The organism is Rhodanobacter sp. FW106-PBR-R2A-1-15, assembly GCF_058789735.1.
Map to the genome: position 1 here is coordinate 77,566 of NZ_JBYTEM010000012.1, position 17,882 is coordinate 95,447.

Below are 17,882 nucleotides of genomic sequence, written 5' to 3' on the forward strand. Positions count from 1 at the left end.
TTGCAACCGTGTGGCGGCCCGCCTCAACGCACCGACGTGGTCACCTCCAGCCGCGCCGGCCAGGCCAGCGCATGGCGGCGGTCGGCACCGCCGCCGGCCCGGCAGAGCTTGTGAAGAAAACCACATCCTGTGGTTTTCTTCGATCGCGAGTCCGGTACACGCCCGGACTCGCTCACATGAAACAGTCACTGGCGTGACTGTTTCATGTTCGGCCATCGGGCAACCGCTCCTGCGTTGCCTCAACTCGGGCATCGGGCAACCGCTCCCTGCGTTGCCTCAACTCGGGCATCCATGCCCTCGCCATGCCCTCGCCGTGGCCGACCTGAGAGGTTGAAAAAATCACAACCTCTCAGGCGAATGCGCTCACGCGCCCTGCTGGCGTAGCGACTGGTACACCGGCTCGGTGTCCGGGCGCTGGCCATGCCACAGCTCGAACGCGTCGGCGGCGGTTTCCACCAGCATGCCGAGGCCGTCGAAGGCATGGCGCGCGCCGGCGGTTTTCGCCCAGGCCAGGAAGCTGGCGGCGGCCGGACCGTAGGACAGGTCATAGCACAGCGCGCGCGCGCCGATCAGCGAGAACGGCAGCTGCAGCGCCACACCGAGCACGCCGGCCGAGGTGGCGTTGACGATCAGGTCGTAGCTGCCGATGCTGGCCAGGTCTTCCCAGTAGCGCGTGTGCGCCCGCGTCGGATCGCCGATCGCGTCGGCCAGCACGTCGGCCGCCCCCGGCGAGCGGTTGACGATGGTCAGCGTCGCCACCCCGGCGTCCAGCAGGCTCCACGCCACGCCATGCGCGGCGCCGCCGGCGCCCAGCAGCAGCGCAGTGTGGCCGCGCAGGTCCACCTCGTGACGCTCGGCGAGGTCGCGCACCAGGCCATCGCCATCGGTGTTGTGTGCGGCCAGCCGGCCGTCGGCCAGCGGAGTCAGCACGTTGGCGCTGCCGGCGCGGGTGGCTGCCGCGCTGCGCTCGTCCGCCAGCGCGAAGGCGGCGGCCTTGTGCGGCAGGGTGACGTTGGCGCCGCGGCCGCCGTCGGCGAAGAACGCTCGCAGCGCCGCGGCAAACCCGGCCGGTTCCACGTCGATCGCGCGGTACGCAAGCTCGATGCCGAACTGCTGCGCGAATGCCTGGTGGATCGGCGGCGACAGCGAGTGACCAATCGGATGGCCGAACACGGCGAACTGGGTGGCTGGCATGAGGACTCCCGGCGGGTGGTTGCGCTCCATTCTACGTGGGCCGTCGCGCGGAAGGTCGCAACCGGTGAGATGGCGACGCGCCAGCCTGCACCCATTCCTCCCGACGAGACCACCGCCATGCGCACGCCAGCCCTGCCTTCCATCCGCCACCAGCGCCTGCTCGGCGCCACCCTGCTGTGGCTGCTCGCCGGCGGCGTGTTGCTGCTGAGTACGCTGGTGCCGGCGTACACCGAGGCGCTCGGCTGGACGCCGGCGTTCTGGCTGCTCGGCGCGCCGCTGGTCGTGCTGCTGGTGCTGGAGCCTTCGCTGTCGCGGCAGCTGCTGGCGCTGTGCCGGCCGCGGCGGCGCATGGTCCGTAGCGCGGTCTGGCATTAGGAGCGCCCCACCCCGACCCTCCCCCGCGTTGCAGGGGAGGGAGCGAATCAACGTCAGTCGGCGGTGTCGCCCCGGCGCTTGCGCTCCATCCGGCGCAGGAACTCCCGCATGACGCGCAGGTACAGCTCCTCGCCGAGGTAGGCATCCTCGACGCCGGCGTCGATCGACGGGTTGTCGTTCACCTCGATCACCACCGGCCGGTTGCCGACCTGCTTCAGGTCCACGCCGTACAGGCCGTCGCCGATCGGCTGGGTCGCCTTCAGCGCCAGCTTGACCACCGCAGCCGGCGCCTCCTTCAGCGCGATGGTCTCGAAGCCGCCGGATTTCGCCGTGCCCTTGGCGCCGTGGTTGTAGATCTGCCAGTGGCCGCGCGACATGTAGTACTTGCAGGCGTAGATCGGTTCGCGGTTGAGCACGCCGATGCGCCAGTCGAATTCGGTGTAGACGTATTCCTGCGCCAGCAGCAGCGCGCTGTGCTGGAACAGTCCGCTGGCCGCGTGCGCCAGCGCCTCCTCGTCCTCGACCTTGACCACGCCGCGCGAGAACGAGCCGTCCGGGATCTTCAGCACCAGCGGGAAGCCGAGCCGGGCCACCACTTCCTTCATGCCCTTGCTGTCGTCGCGGTAGAGAATTTCCGTACGAGGGACCGCCAGCTTGCGCGAGACCATCAGGTCGTTCAGGTAGATCTTGTTGGTGCAGCGCAGGATCGAGCTGGGGTCGTCGATCACCACCATGCCTTCCTTCTCGGCGCGGTGGGCGAAGCGGTAGGTGTGGTTGTCGGACGCGGTGGTCTCGCGGATGAACAGGCCGTCGTATTCAGCCAGCCGCTGGTAGTCGTTCTTGCCGATCGGGTCGACCTCGATGCCGAGTTCCCTGCCGGCGGCCACGAACGCCTTCAGCGCCTTCTTGTTCGACGGCGGCATCTGCTCCTTCGGGTCGACCAGCATCGCCAGGTCGTAGCGGTACTGGCGGCGCGCGCGCGGCTTGCGCCACAACTTGCGCGAGAAGCGGTCGAGCTCCTCGGCGAACGCGTCCTCCTGGGTGTCGACCAGGATGTGCAGGCCGACCGGCTTGATCGAGCTGACCTGCCACACGCGGTCGCGCTCGAACTCGATGCGCAGCAGTGGGCAGGGGAACATTTCGAACACCTGCCGGGCCAGGTCCTGCAGCGCCGGGTAGGCGGTCCCGCCGAAGTAGACCAGGGTGCCGAAGTCGGTGGTGTCGCGGCCGCCGGCCGGCAGGAAGTGGGTGAGCTTCTGGTTGAGGTCGTCGATGTCCAGGCCGTACAGCGAGCGCCGGCGCAGGTCGTTCACCGTGCGCACCGACGGCATCACCTTGTGCCCGCGCGCCTCGGCCAGCAGCGAGACGTAATAGCCGGTGCCGAGGTACTTGTAGCTGCGGCACAGGTTGATCACGTGAGTGCGTTCGTCGTCGCCGCCGACCGGCGTGCGCAGGTAGTCCATCGCGCTCATCACGTCGACCGACGGGTAGTACGAACTCCAGTCCGAAGCTTTTTCGACAACGACGACCAGACGGGTCATGGCACCACTCGGGCGATACGGCGATGACGGGCGCCGCGCGCTAGCGTGACGGCTCTTGCAAAGCGCGCAGTTTGCGCACCGCGCCGGCCAGGCACAAGGGCGGTGCTGAAGCGGGGGTAAACCGCTGCCGCGCGCCGCCGGCTGCGGCTGCTACAGTCCGCGCGTGCCGACCCTGCCGCCACCGCTTCCACAGCCACCCCGCAACGCACCAGCCGGCGCCGCCGGTGTGCGCGTGCGGCGGTCGGTCACGACCGACCTCGACGCGCTGGTCGCGCTGGAACTGCGCAGCTTCGACGGCGACCGGCTGAGCCGCGCGCAATATCGCCGGCACCTGGACAGCGACTCCGCCTTGGTGCTGGTGGCCAGCGCCAATCACCACCTGCTCCTCGGCAGCGCCGTGCTGTTCTTCCGCAAGGGCAGCCGCATGGCGCGGCTGTACTCGCTGGCCACCGCGCCGGAAGCGCGCGGCCGGGGCGTCGGCACCGCGCTGCTGGCCGCGGTGGTCGACGCCGCGCGGCGCCGCGGCTCGCGCGCATTGAAACTGGAAGTACGCACCGACAACGCCGCCGCGATCCGCTTGTACGAACGCCACGGCTTCCGCCGCAGCGGCCGCTACGCGCACTACTACGAAGACGGCGCCGATGCCTGGCGCTATGAGCAGACGCTCGGCTGACCCACGCGACGGTGTGCCAGATCGGCCATACGCAGCCTGATGTACATCAGGTCGCGCATGGCTCGTCGCCGTCACAATGGGGGGAACGCCGGCGTCGTGGCTGGCCGGGACCGCGGCAATCGCACCGCGGTTTCCCGCGCGCCACGCGCGCCCGGCAAGCGGCAGCTGCCGACCGCTCCGGACCCACGCGCTCGTCCGGCGCCGATGGCGCGGCCGCTCCCGCAACGGAATCCCGATGGCCGCCACCGCGCAAGCACAACCGAACATTGCCCTGGTCAAATACTGGGGCAAACGCGACACGAGCTTGAACCTGCCGGCCACCGGCTCCTTGTCGGTCACCCTGGACGCGCTGTGGACGCGCACCCGGGTCGAGTTCGATGCGTCGCTGCGGCATGACGAGCTGCGCCTGAACGGGGTGGAAGACCCGGCAACGCTGGCCCGGGCCAGCGCCTGCCTGGATCTGCTGCGGCGGCGCGCCGGCACCGCGCAGCGCGCGCGGATCGACACGCGCAACAATTTTCCCACCGCGGCGGGACTGGCTTCCTCGGCATCCGGCTTCGCGGCGCTGGTGGTGGCGGCCGATGCCGCACTCGGCCTCGCGCTGGACCGCCAGACTCTGTCCTTGCTGGCCCGGCAGGGTTCGGGTTCGGCGGCGCGCTCGCTGTTCGGCGGGTTCGTCAGCATGGCCGCCGGCCAGCGCGCCGACGGCGCGGACGCGGTCGCGCAACCCCTGCTCGACGCCGCCGCATGGCCGCTGGCGGTGGTCGTCGCGGTGACCTCGGATCGCCGCAAGCACGTCGGCTCGGGCACTGGCATGGAGCGCAGCCGCCGCACGTCGCCGTTCTACCTGGCGTGGGTGGACGGCGCGGCGGCGGACCTGGCGGCCGCGCAGCGCGCGGTACAGGCGCGCGACTTCGCCGCGCTGGCCGAGCTGAGCGAGCACAACTGCCTGAAGATGCATGCGGTGATGCAGTCCAGCCGGCCGCCGCTGCTGTACTGGAACGGCGCCACCGTCGACTGCATGCAGCGTATTCGCGCCTTGCGCGAGGACGCGGGCGAGCAGGTCTTCTTCACGGTCGATGCCGGCGCCCAGGTGAAGGCCGTCTGCACGCCGGACGCGATGCCCCGGATCGCCGCCGCGCTGGCCGAGCTGCCCGGCGTCACACAGCTGCTGAGCAGCCGGCTGGGCGAAGGTGCACGGCGGCTCGACGACAGCGAGGCGCCCTGATGCGCGTGCTGGCTTCGGCGCCGGGCAAGCTGGTGATCGCCGGTGAATACGCGGTGCTGGAGGGCGCTCCCGCGCTGGTCCTGGCGATCGATCGCCGGGCACGCGTGGTGCTGGAAGACACCGACGGCAGCGGTTACGAGATCACGGCGCCCGGGCTCGGCATCGATGCCGCGCACGGCCGGCTGGATGCGGCCGGACGGATCATCTGGCCGGCGCTGGATGCGGCGGCGAGCGCATCGCTGCGGCTGGTCGGCGCCATTCTGGAAACGCTCGGTGCGGAGGACCGGCCGCCGCCGTTCCGCGCCAGCCTGGACACCCGCGCGTTCCACGCCGGCGGCGATGGCCGGCGGAAGCTCGGCCTGGGTTCCAGCGCGGCGCTGACGGTGGCGCTGGCCAGTGCGATCCGTGCGCTGGGCCGGCGCGCTGCGCCGTCCCTCGACACGCTGCTCGCGGCGCACCGCCGGGCGCAGGGCGGCCACGGCAGCGGGCTGGACGTCGCCGCCAGCCTGACCGGCGGCCTGCTGCTCTATCGGCTGCACGACGGGCAGCCACGGATCGCGCCGGCGACATGGCCGCACGGACTGGAGTGGTGCTGCGTGTGGTCCGGCCGGCCGGCCTCGACCGGCGTCTTCCTGCAGCGGCTGGCCGCCTGGCGCGCGCAGGCGCCGGCGCGCCACGCCGCGGCGATGCGCGAGCTCGGCGACTGCGCCACGGCGGCCGCCGGTGCGGCCAGCGCCGCCGCGCTGCTCGAGGCGGTGTCCGCTTGCGCCCAGGCGCTGGATCGCCTGGGCGCGGCCAGCGGCCTGGACATTTTCAGCCCCGAGCACCGCGCACTGGCCACGCTGGCAGCGCGCCTGGGGGTTGCCTACAAGACCTGCGGCGCCGGCGGCGGCGACATCGGCATCGCGCTGGCCACCGACGCCGCGCGCCTGCAAGCCTTCCGGCAGGCCGCCAGCGCCGCCGGCTTTCCCGTGCTCGAGCTACGCCCGGCCGTTGCCGCCAGCGTGCAGGTGCACTGATTCAACCGACCTATCCAGGAAAACCCACGTGGACTCGATACCCGCAACCGGGCAGGCCGACTCGCCTGCCGCAACCCAGGCCGACGACACGCCGCGCGATCACGCGACGAGTGCGCCCGACCATCCCGCCCGCCTGCCCGGCTTCCATCGGCTGGCGGTGACCGAGCGGCTGCAGCTGCTGCGCAGCCGCGGGCTGCTGACGCAGGCCGACCACCGCGCGCTGACCAGCGGCGCGCAGCGGCTGGAGCCGGCGCAGGCCGACAAGATGATCGAGAACGTCATCGGCGTGATGGGGCTGCCGGTGGGGCTGGGCCTGAATTTCCTGATCAACGGCAAGGACTACGTGGTGCCGCTGGTGGTCGAGGAGCCGTCGATCGTGGCCGCGCTGAGCGCCGCCGCCAAACTGGTGCGCGGCAGCGGCGGCTTCACCACCGCGAGCACCCGCCCCTTGCTGATCGGCCAGGTCCAGCTGACCGGCCTGGCCCACTCGGGCAAGGCGCGCACGGCCTTGCTGCAGCGGCGTGACGAGATCATCAACCTGGCCAACAGCCTGCACCCGAACATGGTCGCACGCGGCGGCGGCGTGGCGGACGTCGAGGTACTGATCCACGCCGCGCCGGACGGCGGCCCCGACATGGTGGTGCTGCACCTGCTGGTCGACACCTGCGATGCGATGGGCGCCAACCTGGTCAACACCATGTGCGAGGGCGTGGCCCCGCTGGCGGAGGCGATCACCGGCGGCAAGACCTGCCTGCGCATCCTGTCCAACCTGACCGACCGCGCGCTGGTGCGCGCCAGCGCGGTGATCCCGACGCATGCGCTGGCGGGCAAGGGCCACGATGGCGGGCAGGTGCGCGACGGCATCATCCTGGCCAACGATCTGGCCCGGGTCGACCCGTACCGCGCCGCGACCCACAACAAGGGCATCATGAACGGCGTGGACGCGGTGGCGCTGGCCACCGGCAACGACTGGCGCGCACTGGAGGCGGCGGTGCACGCCTATGCCGCGCGCGGCCAGGGTTATCGCGCGCTGACCCGCTGGTCGCGCAACGCGCAGGGCGACCTGGTCGGCAGCATCGAGTTGCCGCTCAAGGTCGGCACCGTGGGTGGTTCGCTGCAGGCGAACCCGATGGTGGCGATCAACCACCGCCTGCTGGGTTCGCCCGGCGCGCGCGAGCTCGCCGAGGTGATGGCGGCCGTCGGCCTGGCGCAGAACTTCTCCGCCCTGCGTGCGCTGGTCACCGACGGTATCCAGCAGGGCCACATGACCCTGCACGCGCGCAGCGTGGCGCTGGCAGCCGGCGCCACGCCGGAGATGTTCGAGCAGGTGGTGGAACGCCTGCTGGCCGACGGCGAAATCAAGCTGTGGAAGGCGCAACTGATCGTGGCCGAGCTGGGCGGGCAGGCGGCGCCGGGGCAAGCGGCCCGCGGCAACCGGCGGACCGGTACGCAGGAATGGGCGGCCGGCCACGGCAAGGTGATCCTGCTCGGCGAACATGCCGTGGTGTACGGTCGCCACGCGATCGCCGCGCCATTGCCGCTGGCGATCCGCGCGCACGTGGAGGACGCGCGCGACGGCACCACGCTGCTGATCCCGCGCTGGGGCGTCGAGCAGCGACTGCAGCAGCCGGCGCGGCCGGGTTCCTTCCTGCAGTCCCTGACCTTGCTGCTGGAGCGCCTCGGCCTGGCTCGGCGCGCGCTGCGCATCCAGGTGGTGCCGGAGATGCCCCGAGCGATGGGCCTGGGCGGCTCGGCGGCGCTGGCGGTGGCGGTGATCCGCACACTCGATCGGCACTGCGCGCTGGGTCTCGACGACGCCAGCGTCTGCGCGCTCGCCTTCGAGTGCGAGAAGATCGCCCACGGCACGCCCTCGGGCATCGACAATACGGTCGCCACCCACGGCCAGGCGCTGCTGTACCGGCGTGGCGAGCCGGCGACGATCCGCCCGCTCGCGCTGAAACAGCCGCTGCCACTGGTGATCGGCCTGAGCGGCAGCGAGAGCCTGACCGCCCGGATGGTGGCGCGCGTACGCCAGGCGTGGCTGCAGCATCCGGCGCGGTACGAGCGCATCTTCGACGAAATCGACGTGCTGACCCGGCACGCGCTCGACGCGCTGGAAGCGCACGACCTGGGCGAGCTCGGCGAACTGATGAACATCTGCCAGGGCCAGCTGAACGCGCTGCAGGTGTCCAGCCGCGAGATCGAGGAACTGGTCCAGCTGGCGCGCGAGCACGGCGCCGCGGGCGCCAAGTTGACCGGCGGCGGTGGTGGCGGCGCGGTAATTGCGCTGTGCCCCGATGGCGGTGCGCGCGTGGCCCGGGCGATGCGCGACGCCGGCTACCAGGCGCTGGAGGTGTCCTTTGGCTGACGCGTCGCTACGCCACCCCACGGTCTCCTCCGAAGCCGAGCAGCTGATCCTGGTCGACGCCGACGATCGCACGGTCGGCTACGCCAGCAAGGCGGCCGCCCACGATGGTCGCGGCCAGCGCCATCGCGCCTTCTCGCTGTTCATCTTCAACGGGCACGGCGAGCTGCTGTTGCAGCAGCGCAGCCGCGGCAAACGACTGTGGCCCGGTTACTGGGCCAACAGCTGCTGCAGCCACCCGCGCCGGGGCGAAAGCATGGAGCAGGCCACCGAACGGCGCCTGCAGCAGGAGTTGGGCATGCGCTGTCCGCTGCGCTACCTGTTCAAGTTCGAATACCAGGCCGATTACCGCGGGCTCGGCGCCGAACATGAATTGTGCTGGGTCTACGCCGGCACCTGCACGCAGCCGGTGCGCGCCAATGCCACGGAGGTCGAGGCCTGGCGCTTCGTGGCGCCGGCCGCACTCGATCGCGAGATCGCCCGCGACCCGGAGCGCTTCACGCCGTGGCTGAAGCTCGAATGGGCGCAACTGCGCCGCGATCCGGCGCTGTCGGCCTGCCTCAGCCCCCCAGCGGGTGGCTGATTTTTTCCGCGGTCGCGGCATCCGGCCGCGCCACCAGCGCACCGGTGCGCATCAGGCTCACTGCGTAGTGCCCGCCATCGACCAGCGGCAGGAACGCACCGCTGCCGTAGACGGTGTCGATCTCCGGCACCCAGCGCGGGTACTGCTTTTGCAGGTTGAGCAGGTCGAACGCGCCGGCTTCGCCGAAGCCGATCACCGTGCGCGGTGCCGCGGCTTCCTGCGCGGGATCATCGTAGCGGCCGGACAGCCGGTCGAGCCGGTACAGCGGCGGTACGCCGGCCAGCAGGGCCGGCAGTTTCCACTTCAGCACGATCGCCTCGACGCGCCAGGCGTCGCCGGCCAGCCGCAGCTGGCGCATGCTGCCGTCGGGCCAGCTGAGGGTGAGCGCCCAGCGTTGCGGCGACAGGATGCGCGCGTCGATCTCGACCACCGGCGCTTCTTCGCCGAGCAGTCGATAGCCGCGCAGGGCGAGTCCGGCACCGGCCAGCAGCAGGGTCAGCGCGAAGGCGCTCACGCACAGCAGCGCACGCCAGCTGGCAGCCAGATGCCGGCCATCCTGCAGGCGCTGGCGCAGCGCCACCAGCTGCACCAGGGTGATCAATGCAAACACCGCCGCCAGCACCAGCAGCACGGTCATCGGCATGCGCAGCAGCGCGCTCCAGTCCATCGTCATCACCTCGTTGCCGCGTCGTGCACTTCGTATGCGCATCATAACGGGCGATGCCGCGGCCGACCCGTCGCGCCTCGCTATACTGCCTCCGTCTTCAGGAATCCCGACCATGCGCCGATCCTTCTTGCTGCTGCCGTTCTGCCTCGCCATCGCCACGCTTGCCGGCTGCGGCAACAAGGGGCCGCTGGTGCTGCCGTCGCGTCAACCCGCGGCGGCATCGACCACGGTGAAACCGGCGGTGCCCGCGGTGCCGGCCAGCGTCGTTGACCCGGCGGCCGGCCAGCACTGAGCGGCGGCCGTCCATGCAATTGCGCTTCTGGAAGATGCACGGCATCGGCAACGACTTCGTCGTGCTGGATTGCCGCCACGGCGGCTTTCCGCTGGACGCGGCGCAGATCCGTGCGTTGGCCGACCGTCATACCGGGGTGGGCTTCGACCAGCTGCTGAGCATCGAGCCGGCGCGCAACCCGGCCTGCGCGTTCTACTACGGCATCTGGAACGCCGACGGTTCACCGTCCGGCCAGTGCGGCAACGGCGTGCGCTGTGTGGCGACGTGGCTGCATCGTGCCGGTGCGCTGGCGATCGGCCAGGACGTGATGATCGAGAGCCCGTCCGGCCCGGTGACGGTACGCCCGCTCGGCGCCAACCAGGTCACCGTGGACATGGGCGAGCCGGTGTTCGAACCCGCGCGGATTCCGTTCGCGGCCGACGCCGTGGCCGACCGCTACGCGATCGACCTGGCCGGCAAGACGTTGGACATCGGCGCGGTGTCGATGGGCAACCCGCATGCGGTGGTGGCGGTGGACGACCTCGCCGACCCCGCGCTGCAGCGGCTCGGCCCTCTGCTGACGAAACATCCGCGCTTCACGCAGGGCGCCAACGCCGGCTTCGTGCAACGGCTGGATCGCAGCCACCTGCGCCTGCGCGTGCACGAACGCGGCGCCGGCTGGACCCTGGCCTGCGGCACCGGCGCCTGCGCCGCGATGGCGGTACTGCGCCGGCGCGGCGAGGTCGACGACGCGGTGGCGGTCGAGCTGCCCGGCGGCACGCTGCGCATCGACTGGGCTGGCCCCGGCCACACGCTGTGGATGACCGGCCCGGCGGCGTTCGCGTTCGAGGGCGAGTGGCCGGTTCCGGCCGTCGACTGACGCCACGGTTGAAGCGCGCCCGCGTCCATCGCACACTCCGGCCGGATGGCGCGCTTCCTTCGCGCGCTCCGCAACGCTTCGAGGATTCTCGCGCATGACTGCCACCCTGCTTGATGACGCCACCCAGGCCCGCGTGGTGGCCGCCTACCTGAAGCACCATCCGGAATTCCTCAGCGAATACCCGGAGCTGGCCGCCAGGCTGACCATGCCGCGTGGACAGGGTGCAGTGTCGTCGCTGGCGGTGTACCAGTTGCAGAGCCTGCGCGACAAGAACGCTGAACTCGAACGCCAGCTGGCCGAGCTGATCGCGATCGCCGCCGAGAACGAGAAGCTGATGGAGCGCGTGCACGCGCTCACCGTGGCGCTGCTGCGCGCGAACACGATGGAGGTCACCGCACGCACGGTGGTCGCCAAGCTCAGCGCGGATTTCCACACCGAGCAGGTGCGCCTGCTGCTGTTCGGCGACGAGCCGCGGCTACCGCGCGCGGACTGGCTGCAGCAGATTCCCGGCGGCGTCGCCGCACTGCCTGAGTTCAGCGAGTTCCTGCAGAAGAACGAGCCGGTTTCCGGTCGCCTGTCCGCCGAGAAGCTCGAACGGCTGTTCGGCGTCGACGCCGGGCAGATCCGCTCGGTCGCGATGATGCGCCTGGGCGACTGCGGCATCCTGGCGATCGGCAGCGCCAACCCGGACCGCTTCCAGCCCGGCATGGGCACGCTGTTCCTGAAGATGATCTCGGCCACCATCACCGCCGCGCTGGCCCGCTCGCGGGATGTTTCCTGAGCCGGCCATGCCCCCCGCACAACAGGTCGAGCAGTGGCTGGCCCGCCTCGCCGGCGAGCGGCATGCCTCGCCGCACACGCTGGCCGGCTACCGCCGCGACCTGGCCAAGCTGCTGCGCTTCATGCAGCAACAGCAGCTGGCCGCGTTCGATGCGCTGGACGCGAACCGGATGCGCACGTTCATCGCCGGCGAGCATCGCGCCGGGCTGGCGCCGAAGAGCCTGCAGCGCCTGCTGTCCTCCTGCCGCAGCCTGTTCCGCCAGCTCACCCGCGAAGGCCGGCTGACAAATGATCCGCTGCTCGGCGTACGCGGCCCGAAGGTGCGCCGCAAGCTGCCGCAGGTGCTCGACGTGGACGAGGCCACCGCGCTGGTCGAGACCGACAGCGGCGGCCAGCTCGCCGTGCGCGATCGCGCGATGCTGGAGCTGTTCTATTCCAGCGGGCTGCGCCTGTCCGAACTGGTCGGCCTGCACTGGCTCGACCTCAACCTCGACGACGGCGAGGTACGCGTGCTCGGCAAAGGCAGCAAGACCCGCATCGTGCCGGTCGGCCGCCACGCCGTCGCCGCGCTGCGCGCGCTCGGCGCGGCCGAGGGCATACCGGCGGACGGCCCGGTATTCCGCGGTCGCGGCGGTGCGCCGATCAATCCGCGCACGGTGCAGCTGCGCATGAACAAGCTGGCACTGCAGCAAGGCATCCCGAAGCACATCCACCCACACCTGCTGCGCCATACCTTCGCCAGCCACATGCTGGAGTCCTCCGGTGACCTGCGCGCGGTGCAGGAACTGCTCGGCCACGCCGACATCGCCACCACCCAGATCTATACCCATCTGGATTTCCAGCACCTGGCGAAGGTGTATGACGCCGCGCATCCGCGGGCCAAACGCAAGCCGTGACGCCCGACGCTCCCTCCCTGCTTGCAGGGGAGGGCTGGGGTGGGGTGCTCTTGATCTGAAGGTCAAAAGCCTTACCCCCCCCAACCTCCCCCTGCAAGCAGGGGGAGGAGCAGAAGCTCGACATTGAAGCGTTCCCTCTGCGGCCCCATCTCATCCGCTCAAACATCTTCTTGCGGAGCCCCCATGGAATCCTTCCACGCCACCACCATCGTCTGCGTGCGCCGCGGTGGCCGCGTCGTGATCGGCAGCGACGGCCAGGTCACGCTGGGCAACACGGTGATGAAGGGCAACGCGCGCAAGGTGCGCCGGCTGGGCAAGGCGGGCGAGGTGGTGGCCGGGTTTGCCGGCGCCACTGCCGACGCCTTCACCCTGTTCGAGCTGTTCGAGCAGAAGCTCGAGAGGCACAACAACAACCTCACCCGCGCCGCGGTGGAGATGGCCAAGGAATGGCGCACCGACCGCCGCTTCGGCCGGCTCGAGGCGATGCTGGCGGTGGCCGACCGGGAAACCTCGCTGCTCATCTCCGGCAACGGCGACGTGGTGGAACCCGAACACGGCCTGATCGCGATCGGCTCCGGCGGCCCGTTCGCCCAGTCCGCCGCGATGGCCCTGCTGGAAAACACCGAACTGGACGCGCGCACCATCGTCGAGAAGGCATTGAAGATCGCCGGCGACATCTGCATCTACACCAACCACAACGTGTCGATCGAAGAACTGTAAGCCGCCTCGACCCCACATCGTCATTCCGGTGAAGGCCGGAATCCAGCGCCTATCACGGCAACGACGCTGGATCCCGGCTTTCGCCGGGATGACGGCTGAAAAACCCTCTTTCCGGTGATCTCATGTCTGAATTGACCCCCCGCGAAATCGTCAACGAACTCGACCGCTACATCATCGGCCAGCACGACGCCAAGCGCGCGGTGGCGGTGGCGCTGCGCAGCCGCTGGCGGCGCATGCAGCTGCCGGCGGAGATGCGCAACGAGGTCACCCCGAAGAACATCCTGATGATCGGCCCCACCGGCGTGGGCAAGACCGAGATCGCACGGCGCCTGGCCACGCTGGCCAACGCGCCGTTCGTCAAAGTCGAGGCAACCAAGTTCACCGAGGTAGGCTACGTGGGCAAGGACGTGGAGTCGATCATCCGCGATCTCGCCGACGTGGCCTACAAGCTGACCCGCGAGCAGGCGGCCAAGCGCGTGCGCAGCCAGGCCGAGGACCGCGCCGAGGACCGCATCCTCGACGCGCTGCTGCCGCGCCGGCAGACGCCGACCGACTGGAGCCACGACCCCGCGCCGACGACCGACAGCGACACCCGCCAGAAGCTGCGCAAGCAGCTGCGCGAGGGCGCGCTGGACGAGCGCGAGATCGAGCTGGATTTCGCCATGAACGTGGGCGTGGAGATCATGTCGCCGCCGGGCATGGAGGAGATGGGCGCGCAGCTGCGCCAGATGTTCCAGAACATCGGCGGCGCCAAGACGCAGAGCCGCAAGCTGGCGATCAAGCTGGCGCGGCCGCTCTTGATCGACGAGGAGGCCGGCAAGCTGCTCAACGACGAGGAGGTGCGCGCGCAGGCGGTGGAGGCGGCCGAGCAGAACGGCATCGTGTTCATCGACGAGATCGACAAGGTGGCCCAGCGCTCCGACCACGGCCATGCCGGAGTCAGTCGAGAGGGCGTGCAGCGCGACCTGCTGCCGCTGGTGGAAGGCTCCACCGTATCGACCAAGTACGGTCCGCTGAAGACCGACCACATGCTGTTCATCGCCTCCGGTGCGTTCTCGCTGGCCAAGCCGTCGGACCTGATCCCCGAGCTGCAGGGCCGCCTGCCGATCCGGGTGGAGTTGAGCGCACTGTCGGTGGATGACTTCAAGCGCATCCTGCGCGAGCCGCACAACGCGCTGACCAAGCAGTACGTGGCCCTGCTCGGCACCGAGGGCGTCACCATCGAGTTCACCGACTCGGGCATCGACCGGCTGGCCGAGGTCGCGTTCCAGGTGAACGAGCGCACCGAGAACATCGGCGCCCGCCGCCTGCATACCGTGATGGAGCGCCTGCTGGAGAAGATTTCCTATGAGGCTGCGGACAAATCCGGCGAAAAGTACCTCATCGACGCCGAACATGTGGATAAAAGCCTGGGTGGCCTGGCCAAGGACGAAGACCTCAGTCGCTACATCCTCTGAACAAGCGGGTCAGGCCGATCTGCTAAAATGAGCATTGTGAACAACGTTATTGAACTGAAGAACACCGGCCAGCGCGCCCAGTTGCGCGAGGCGCAGCAGAAACAGACGCTGGTGCGGTTGTGGCGCGAGGAGCTTGAGCACGGCAGCTTCTGCGGCTACGTGGGCGGGGTAGGGCGCGAATTCTTCCTGCTCTGGGTGGTCGGCGACGGCATCAGCTACGACGGCATGTACGTGATGCGCCACCGCGACGTCACCGAACTGGAAGCTCCGGACAAACATCACGCCTTCATGCAGAAGGCGCTGGCGCTGAAGCAGATCCTGCCGCGCATGCCGCGCGGCTTCCCGCTGGACAGCATCCGCGAGGTGATCCAGGCCGCCGGCGCGCAGGCGCCGGTGATCGGCGTGCACGTGGACAGCGAGGACGAGGACGAGGTCTGCTACATCGGCCGCCTGATCGATGTCGAGGAAGACGGCTTCAACCTGCAGGAACTGAGCCCCGACGCGGAATGGATGCGCGAGCCCTCGTTCTTCTCCTGGGACGAGGTCTCCACCGTCAGCATCGAGGACAGCTACGCGCAGTCCCTGCTCGCCGTGGCCGGCCCCGCGCCGGCCCTGCTGCCCGGCGACACCGGCATCGGTCGCGTCCCGTCGCCTTGACTGAGTTCTGCTCCCTCCCCTGCAAAGCAGGGGAGGGTCGGGGTGGGGTTGCTCTTCGCTTCCTCTTTCGCGAAACCATCGCGGCTGCAACCACGCCTGCCAGCCACAGCGGTTAAGCTCTCCCTCCGTCGTGAAACCGGCGCAGAGGAGCAACCAATGACGCGCATCGTCGTCGTGGGCAGCATCAATATGGACCTGGTCACCCAGGCGCCGCGCTTCGTCGGCCCCGGCGAGACCATCCTCGGCGACCGCTTCCTCACCGTGCCCGGCGGCAAGGGCGCCAACCAGGCAGTGGCTGCGGCGCGGCTGGGCGCCGAGGTGGCGCTGGTCGGCGCACTCGGCCGTGACGCGTTCGGCGACCTGCTGCATGCCGGCCTCGTCGCCGAACGTGTCGGCCTGGATCACGTCGCGCGCCTCGACCACAGCGCCAGCGGCACCGCCTCGATCACCGTCGCCGGCGGCGAGAACCAGATCATCGTGGTGCCGGCCGCGAACGCCCTCGTCACATCCGCGCAGGTCGAAGCGGCGCAGTCGCTGATCGGGCGCGCCGATGCCGTGCTGGTGCAGATGGAGATCCCGCTGGACACGGTGGAAGCCACCCTGCGCCTGGGCCACCGCCTCGGCGTGCCGGTGATCCTCAACCCCGCTCCTGCGCAGAAACTGCCGACCGACTGGCTGCAACTCCCCCGCTACGTCACCCCGAACCAGCACGAACTGGCCATCCTGCTTGGCGCCGATCCGCACGAGGATTTCCGTGATCTGATGCGGCGCTCGCCCTGCCCCGTGGTACTCACCCGCGGCGGCGAAGGCGCGTGGTACCGCGAAGGGGGCAAGCCCGTCCACCAGCACGGCTTCAGCGTCGAGGTGGTCGACAGCACCGGCGCCGGCGACACCTTCAACGCCGCGCTGGCGGTGTTCCTGCACGAAGGCCTGCCCGCCGCGGTGCGTAAGGCCTGCGCCGCCGCCGCGCTGTCGGTCACCCGGCTCGGCGCCCAGGGCGGCATGCCCAGCCTGCGCGAGATGAATGCTTTCCTCGCGCAGCAGGGCGATTGATCACTTGCCGATGCAGAAGCTGGAGAAGATGGCCCCGAGCAGATCGTCGCTGCTGTAGGCGCCGGTGATCTCGCCCAGCGCGTGCTGGGCCTGGCGCAGGTCCTCGGCGGCGAGTTCGCCGGCGCGGCTGGTGGCGAGCACGGCAGCAGCGTGGGCGAGATGAGCGCGCACGCTTTCCAGGGCGACCACATGGCGGCGACGCGCGCTGAAGGCGCCTTCGCCGACGCTGGCACCGGCGAGTTGCTTCAAATGTTCGCGCACGGCGTCCAGGCCTTCGCCGGTTTTCGCCGAGGCCCACAGCCAGCGGATGCCGTCGCGGGTCTCCGCGTGCGGCGCGGCGTGGGCGAGGTCGATCTTGTTGATGAGCACGAGGCGTTCGGCGCCGGCGGGCAGGACGTCGAGCAGGGCGAGGTCGGCGGCGGCGTGGGCCGCGTCGGTGACCAGCAGCGCGGCGTCGGCGCGGGCGAGCTCCCCATGCGCGCGGCGCACGCCTTCGCGTTCGACTTCATCTTCCGTCTCGCGCAAGCCGGCGGTGTCGGCCAGTTCCAGGGTGATGCCATCGAGGCTCAAGGTTTCGCGCAGCACGTCGCGGGTAGTGCCGGGAATCGCGGTGACGATGGCGCGCTCGCTGCCGGCCAGTGTGTTCAGCAGGCTGGACTTGCCGGCGTTGGGGCGGCCCACGATGGCCACCTTGAGGCCGTCGTTCAAGCGTACGCCGCGTTGCGCTTCGCGCAGCAGCTCGGTCAGTTCGGCGCGCAGGTTGTCGAGTTGGACGGTGATGGCCGGGTCGGCGAGGAAGTCGATTTCCTCCTCGGGGAAGTCGATCGCCGCCTCGATATGCACGCGCAACGCGATCAGCGATTGCAGCAAGGCATCGACCTTGCGCGAGAACACGCCTTCCATCGACCGCAGCGCGGCGCGCGCGCCGGCCTGCGAGCGGGCCGCGATCAGGTCGGCGACCGCTTCGGCCTGGGCCAGGTCGAGCTTGCCGTTCAGGAACGCGCGTTCGGTGAATTCGCCGGGACGCGCCAGCCGCGCGCCGAGCTCGCACACGCGGCGCAGCAGCGCATCGAGCAGCACCTGGCTGCCATGGCCCTGCAGTTCCAGCACGTGTTCCCCGGTGTACGACGCCGGCGCAGGGAAATGCAGCAGCAGGCCATGGTCGATCAGCTCACCCACGCCGTCGTGGAAGGCGGCGAAGTGCGCGTGACGTGGCTGCGGCGCACGGCCGAGCAGGGCCCGCGCGATCGCCGGTGCCGCCGGCCCGGACACGCGCAGCACCCCCACGCCGGCGACGCCCGGTGCGCTGGCGATAGCGGCGATGGTGTCGGCAGGCTGGCTCATGCGCGGTGACGAACGTGGTCGGTGAATCGGACATCAAGGCCTAAGGAGCGCACCCTGTCCACAAGGGACTTCCTTCGGTCGTGCGCGATGCTCTGATGTTGAACGGAGCCAAGAGCATCGCGCACAGGGTGCGCTTGTATGTTTGGTCCCGGCAAGCGAGAAAGAGCTTGCCGGGGTGG

Annotated in this window: 18 protein-coding genes; 14 read left to right on the top strand and 4 right to left on the bottom strand. The window is 70.1% G+C overall.

Annotated features, from left to right (window positions below; all coding sequences use genetic code 11):
- Positions 1 to 363: 363 nt before the first annotated feature.
- On the bottom strand, positions 364 to 1,194 hold the full coding sequence (gene aroE, locus AC3WTD_RS08510; protein ID WP_492613529.1) for a shikimate dehydrogenase: 831 nt from the start codon (positions 1,192 to 1,194) through the stop codon (positions 364 to 366).
- Positions 1,195 to 1,311: 117 nt separating this feature from the next.
- Here aroE and AC3WTD_RS08515 point away from each other — a divergent pair, with 117 nt between their 5' ends.
- Complete coding sequence (locus AC3WTD_RS08515) at positions 1,312 to 1,569, top strand: hypothetical protein (protein ID WP_492613530.1); 258 nt, start codon at positions 1,312 to 1,314, stop codon at positions 1,567 to 1,569.
- Between the two features lie 53 nt (positions 1,570 to 1,622).
- Here AC3WTD_RS08515 and AC3WTD_RS08520 read toward each other — a convergent pair whose 3' ends face one another.
- Complete coding sequence (locus AC3WTD_RS08520; protein WP_492613531.1) at positions 1,623 to 3,110, bottom strand: RimK family ATP-grasp domain-containing protein; 1,488 nt, start codon at positions 3,108 to 3,110, stop codon at positions 1,623 to 1,625.
- 163 nt (positions 3,111 to 3,273) lie between these two features.
- Here AC3WTD_RS08520 and AC3WTD_RS08525 point away from each other — a divergent pair, with 163 nt between their 5' ends.
- The 5 genes from AC3WTD_RS08525 to idi all read left to right on the top strand — a co-directional run bounded on the left by AC3WTD_RS08525 (position 3,274) and on the right by idi (position 8,978).
- Positions 3,274 to 3,783, top strand: a complete 510-nt coding sequence (locus AC3WTD_RS08525; protein WP_027493615.1) for a GNAT family N-acetyltransferase — start codon at positions 3,274 to 3,276, stop codon at positions 3,781 to 3,783.
- A 235-nt stretch (positions 3,784 to 4,018) separates the two neighbouring features.
- Positions 4,019 to 5,011, top strand: a complete 993-nt coding sequence (gene mvaD / locus AC3WTD_RS08530; RefSeq protein ID WP_492613532.1) for a diphosphomevalonate decarboxylase — start codon at positions 4,019 to 4,021, stop codon at positions 5,009 to 5,011.
- Positions 5,011 to 6,030 carry a mevalonate kinase family protein gene (locus tag AC3WTD_RS08535; RefSeq protein ID WP_027493613.1) on the top strand — a complete coding sequence of 340 codons (1,020 nt, stop codon included), beginning with the start codon at positions 5,011 to 5,013 and terminating at the stop codon, positions 6,028 to 6,030. Before mvaD ends, AC3WTD_RS08535 begins: the two co-directional genes overlap by 1 nt.
- A gap of 28 nt (positions 6,031 to 6,058) precedes the next feature.
- Positions 6,059 to 8,398 carry a hydroxymethylglutaryl-CoA reductase, degradative gene (locus tag AC3WTD_RS08540; RefSeq protein WP_492613533.1) on the top strand — a complete coding sequence of 780 codons (2,340 nt, stop codon included), beginning with the start codon at positions 6,059 to 6,061 and terminating at the stop codon, positions 8,396 to 8,398.
- Complete coding sequence (gene idi, locus AC3WTD_RS08545; protein WP_027493611.1) at positions 8,391 to 8,978, top strand: isopentenyl-diphosphate Delta-isomerase; 588 nt, start codon at positions 8,391 to 8,393, stop codon at positions 8,976 to 8,978. The genes AC3WTD_RS08540 and idi overlap by 8 nt, the downstream gene beginning before the upstream one ends.
- Here the strand turns inward: idi and AC3WTD_RS08550 are convergent.
- Positions 8,956 to 9,645, bottom strand: a complete 690-nt coding sequence (locus AC3WTD_RS08550) for a hypothetical protein (RefSeq protein ID WP_492613539.1) — start codon at positions 9,643 to 9,645, stop codon at positions 8,956 to 8,958. The two genes, idi and AC3WTD_RS08550, sit on opposite strands and share 23 nt — an antisense overlap.
- Positions 9,646 to 9,757: 112 nt before the next feature.
- Between AC3WTD_RS08550 and lptM the strand changes: the two genes are divergently transcribed.
- The 8 genes from lptM (at position 9,758) to AC3WTD_RS08590 (ending at position 16,359) form a co-directional block, all read left to right on the top strand.
- On the top strand, positions 9,758 to 9,937 hold the full coding sequence (lptM, locus tag AC3WTD_RS08555; RefSeq protein WP_027493609.1) for an LPS translocon maturation chaperone LptM: 180 nt from the start codon (positions 9,758 to 9,760) through the stop codon (positions 9,935 to 9,937).
- A gap of 13 nt (positions 9,938 to 9,950) precedes the next feature.
- Complete coding sequence (gene dapF / locus AC3WTD_RS08560) at positions 9,951 to 10,796, top strand: diaminopimelate epimerase (protein ID WP_492613534.1); 846 nt, start codon at positions 9,951 to 9,953, stop codon at positions 10,794 to 10,796.
- A 94-nt stretch (positions 10,797 to 10,890) separates the two neighbouring features.
- Positions 10,891 to 11,577, top strand: coding sequence for a DUF484 family protein (locus AC3WTD_RS08565; protein ID WP_037090259.1), 687 nt, complete (start codon positions 10,891 to 10,893; stop codon positions 11,575 to 11,577).
- A 7-nt stretch (positions 11,578 to 11,584) separates the two neighbouring features.
- Positions 11,585 to 12,472 carry a tyrosine recombinase XerC gene (gene xerC / locus AC3WTD_RS08570; protein WP_492613535.1) on the top strand — a complete coding sequence of 296 codons (888 nt, stop codon included), beginning with the start codon at positions 11,585 to 11,587 and terminating at the stop codon, positions 12,470 to 12,472.
- A gap of 183 nt (positions 12,473 to 12,655) precedes the next feature.
- Positions 12,656 to 13,192, top strand: coding sequence for an ATP-dependent protease subunit HslV (hslV, locus tag AC3WTD_RS08575; RefSeq protein ID WP_027493605.1), 537 nt, complete (start codon positions 12,656 to 12,658; stop codon positions 13,190 to 13,192).
- Positions 13,193 to 13,314: 122 nt separating this feature from the next.
- Positions 13,315 to 14,649, top strand: a complete 1,335-nt coding sequence (gene hslU / locus AC3WTD_RS08580; protein ID WP_027493604.1) for an ATP-dependent protease ATPase subunit HslU — start codon at positions 13,315 to 13,317, stop codon at positions 14,647 to 14,649.
- Between the two features lie 27 nt (positions 14,650 to 14,676).
- On the top strand, positions 14,677 to 15,306 hold the full coding sequence (locus tag AC3WTD_RS08585; RefSeq protein WP_185754689.1) for a hypothetical protein: 630 nt from the start codon (positions 14,677 to 14,679) through the stop codon (positions 15,304 to 15,306).
- A 156-nt stretch (positions 15,307 to 15,462) separates the two neighbouring features.
- Positions 15,463 to 16,359, top strand: a complete 897-nt coding sequence (locus AC3WTD_RS08590) for a ribokinase (RefSeq protein WP_492613536.1) — start codon at positions 15,463 to 15,465, stop codon at positions 16,357 to 16,359.
- On the opposite strand, the gene mnmE is transcribed toward AC3WTD_RS08590, so the two are convergent.
- Positions 16,360 to 17,703 (bottom strand): tRNA uridine-5-carboxymethylaminomethyl(34) synthesis GTPase MnmE, encoded by a 1,344-nt coding sequence (gene mnmE / locus AC3WTD_RS08595; RefSeq protein WP_492613537.1) that lies wholly within the window; start codon positions 17,701 to 17,703, stop codon positions 16,360 to 16,362.
- Positions 17,704 to 17,882: the final 179 nt, after the last annotated feature.

What these genes read in the sequence shown, in the direction of transcription:
- aroE (WP_492613529.1), bottom strand. Translation starts at nt 1,194, where the DNA reads ATGCCAGCCACCCAGTTCGCCGTGTTCGGCCATCCGATTGGTCACTCG.
- AC3WTD_RS08515 (WP_492613530.1), top strand. Translation starts at nt 1,312, where the DNA reads ATGCGCACGCCAGCCCTGCCTTCCATCCGCCACCAGCGCCTGCTCGGC.
- AC3WTD_RS08520 (WP_492613531.1), bottom strand. Translation starts at nt 3,110, where the DNA reads ATGACCCGTCTGGTCGTCGTTGTCGAAAAAGCTTCGGACTGGAGTTCG.
- mvaD (WP_492613532.1), top strand. Translation starts at nt 4,019, where the DNA reads ATGGCCGCCACCGCGCAAGCACAACCGAACATTGCCCTGGTCAAATAC.
- AC3WTD_RS08535 (WP_027493613.1), top strand. Translation starts at nt 5,011, where the DNA reads ATGCGCGTGCTGGCTTCGGCGCCGGGCAAGCTGGTGATCGCCGGTGAA.
- AC3WTD_RS08550 (WP_492613539.1), bottom strand. Translation starts at nt 9,645, where the DNA reads ATGGACTGGAGCGCGCTGCTGCGCATGCCGATGACCGTGCTGCTGGTG.
- lptM (WP_027493609.1), top strand. Translation starts at nt 9,758, where the DNA reads ATGCGCCGATCCTTCTTGCTGCTGCCGTTCTGCCTCGCCATCGCCACG.
- dapF (WP_492613534.1), top strand. Translation starts at nt 9,951, where the DNA reads ATGCAATTGCGCTTCTGGAAGATGCACGGCATCGGCAACGACTTCGTC.
- AC3WTD_RS08565 (WP_037090259.1), top strand. Translation starts at nt 10,891, where the DNA reads ATGACTGCCACCCTGCTTGATGACGCCACCCAGGCCCGCGTGGTGGCC.
- xerC (WP_492613535.1), top strand. Translation starts at nt 11,585, where the DNA reads ATGCCCCCCGCACAACAGGTCGAGCAGTGGCTGGCCCGCCTCGCCGGC.
- hslV (WP_027493605.1), top strand. Translation starts at nt 12,656, where the DNA reads ATGGAATCCTTCCACGCCACCACCATCGTCTGCGTGCGCCGCGGTGGC.
- hslU (WP_027493604.1), top strand. Translation starts at nt 13,315, where the DNA reads ATGTCTGAATTGACCCCCCGCGAAATCGTCAACGAACTCGACCGCTAC.
- AC3WTD_RS08585 (WP_185754689.1), top strand. Translation starts at nt 14,677, where the DNA reads ATGAGCATTGTGAACAACGTTATTGAACTGAAGAACACCGGCCAGCGC.
- AC3WTD_RS08590 (WP_492613536.1), top strand. Translation starts at nt 15,463, where the DNA reads ATGACGCGCATCGTCGTCGTGGGCAGCATCAATATGGACCTGGTCACC.
- mnmE (WP_492613537.1), bottom strand. Translation starts at nt 17,703, where the DNA reads ATGAGCCAGCCTGCCGACACCATCGCCGCTATCGCCAGCGCACCGGGC.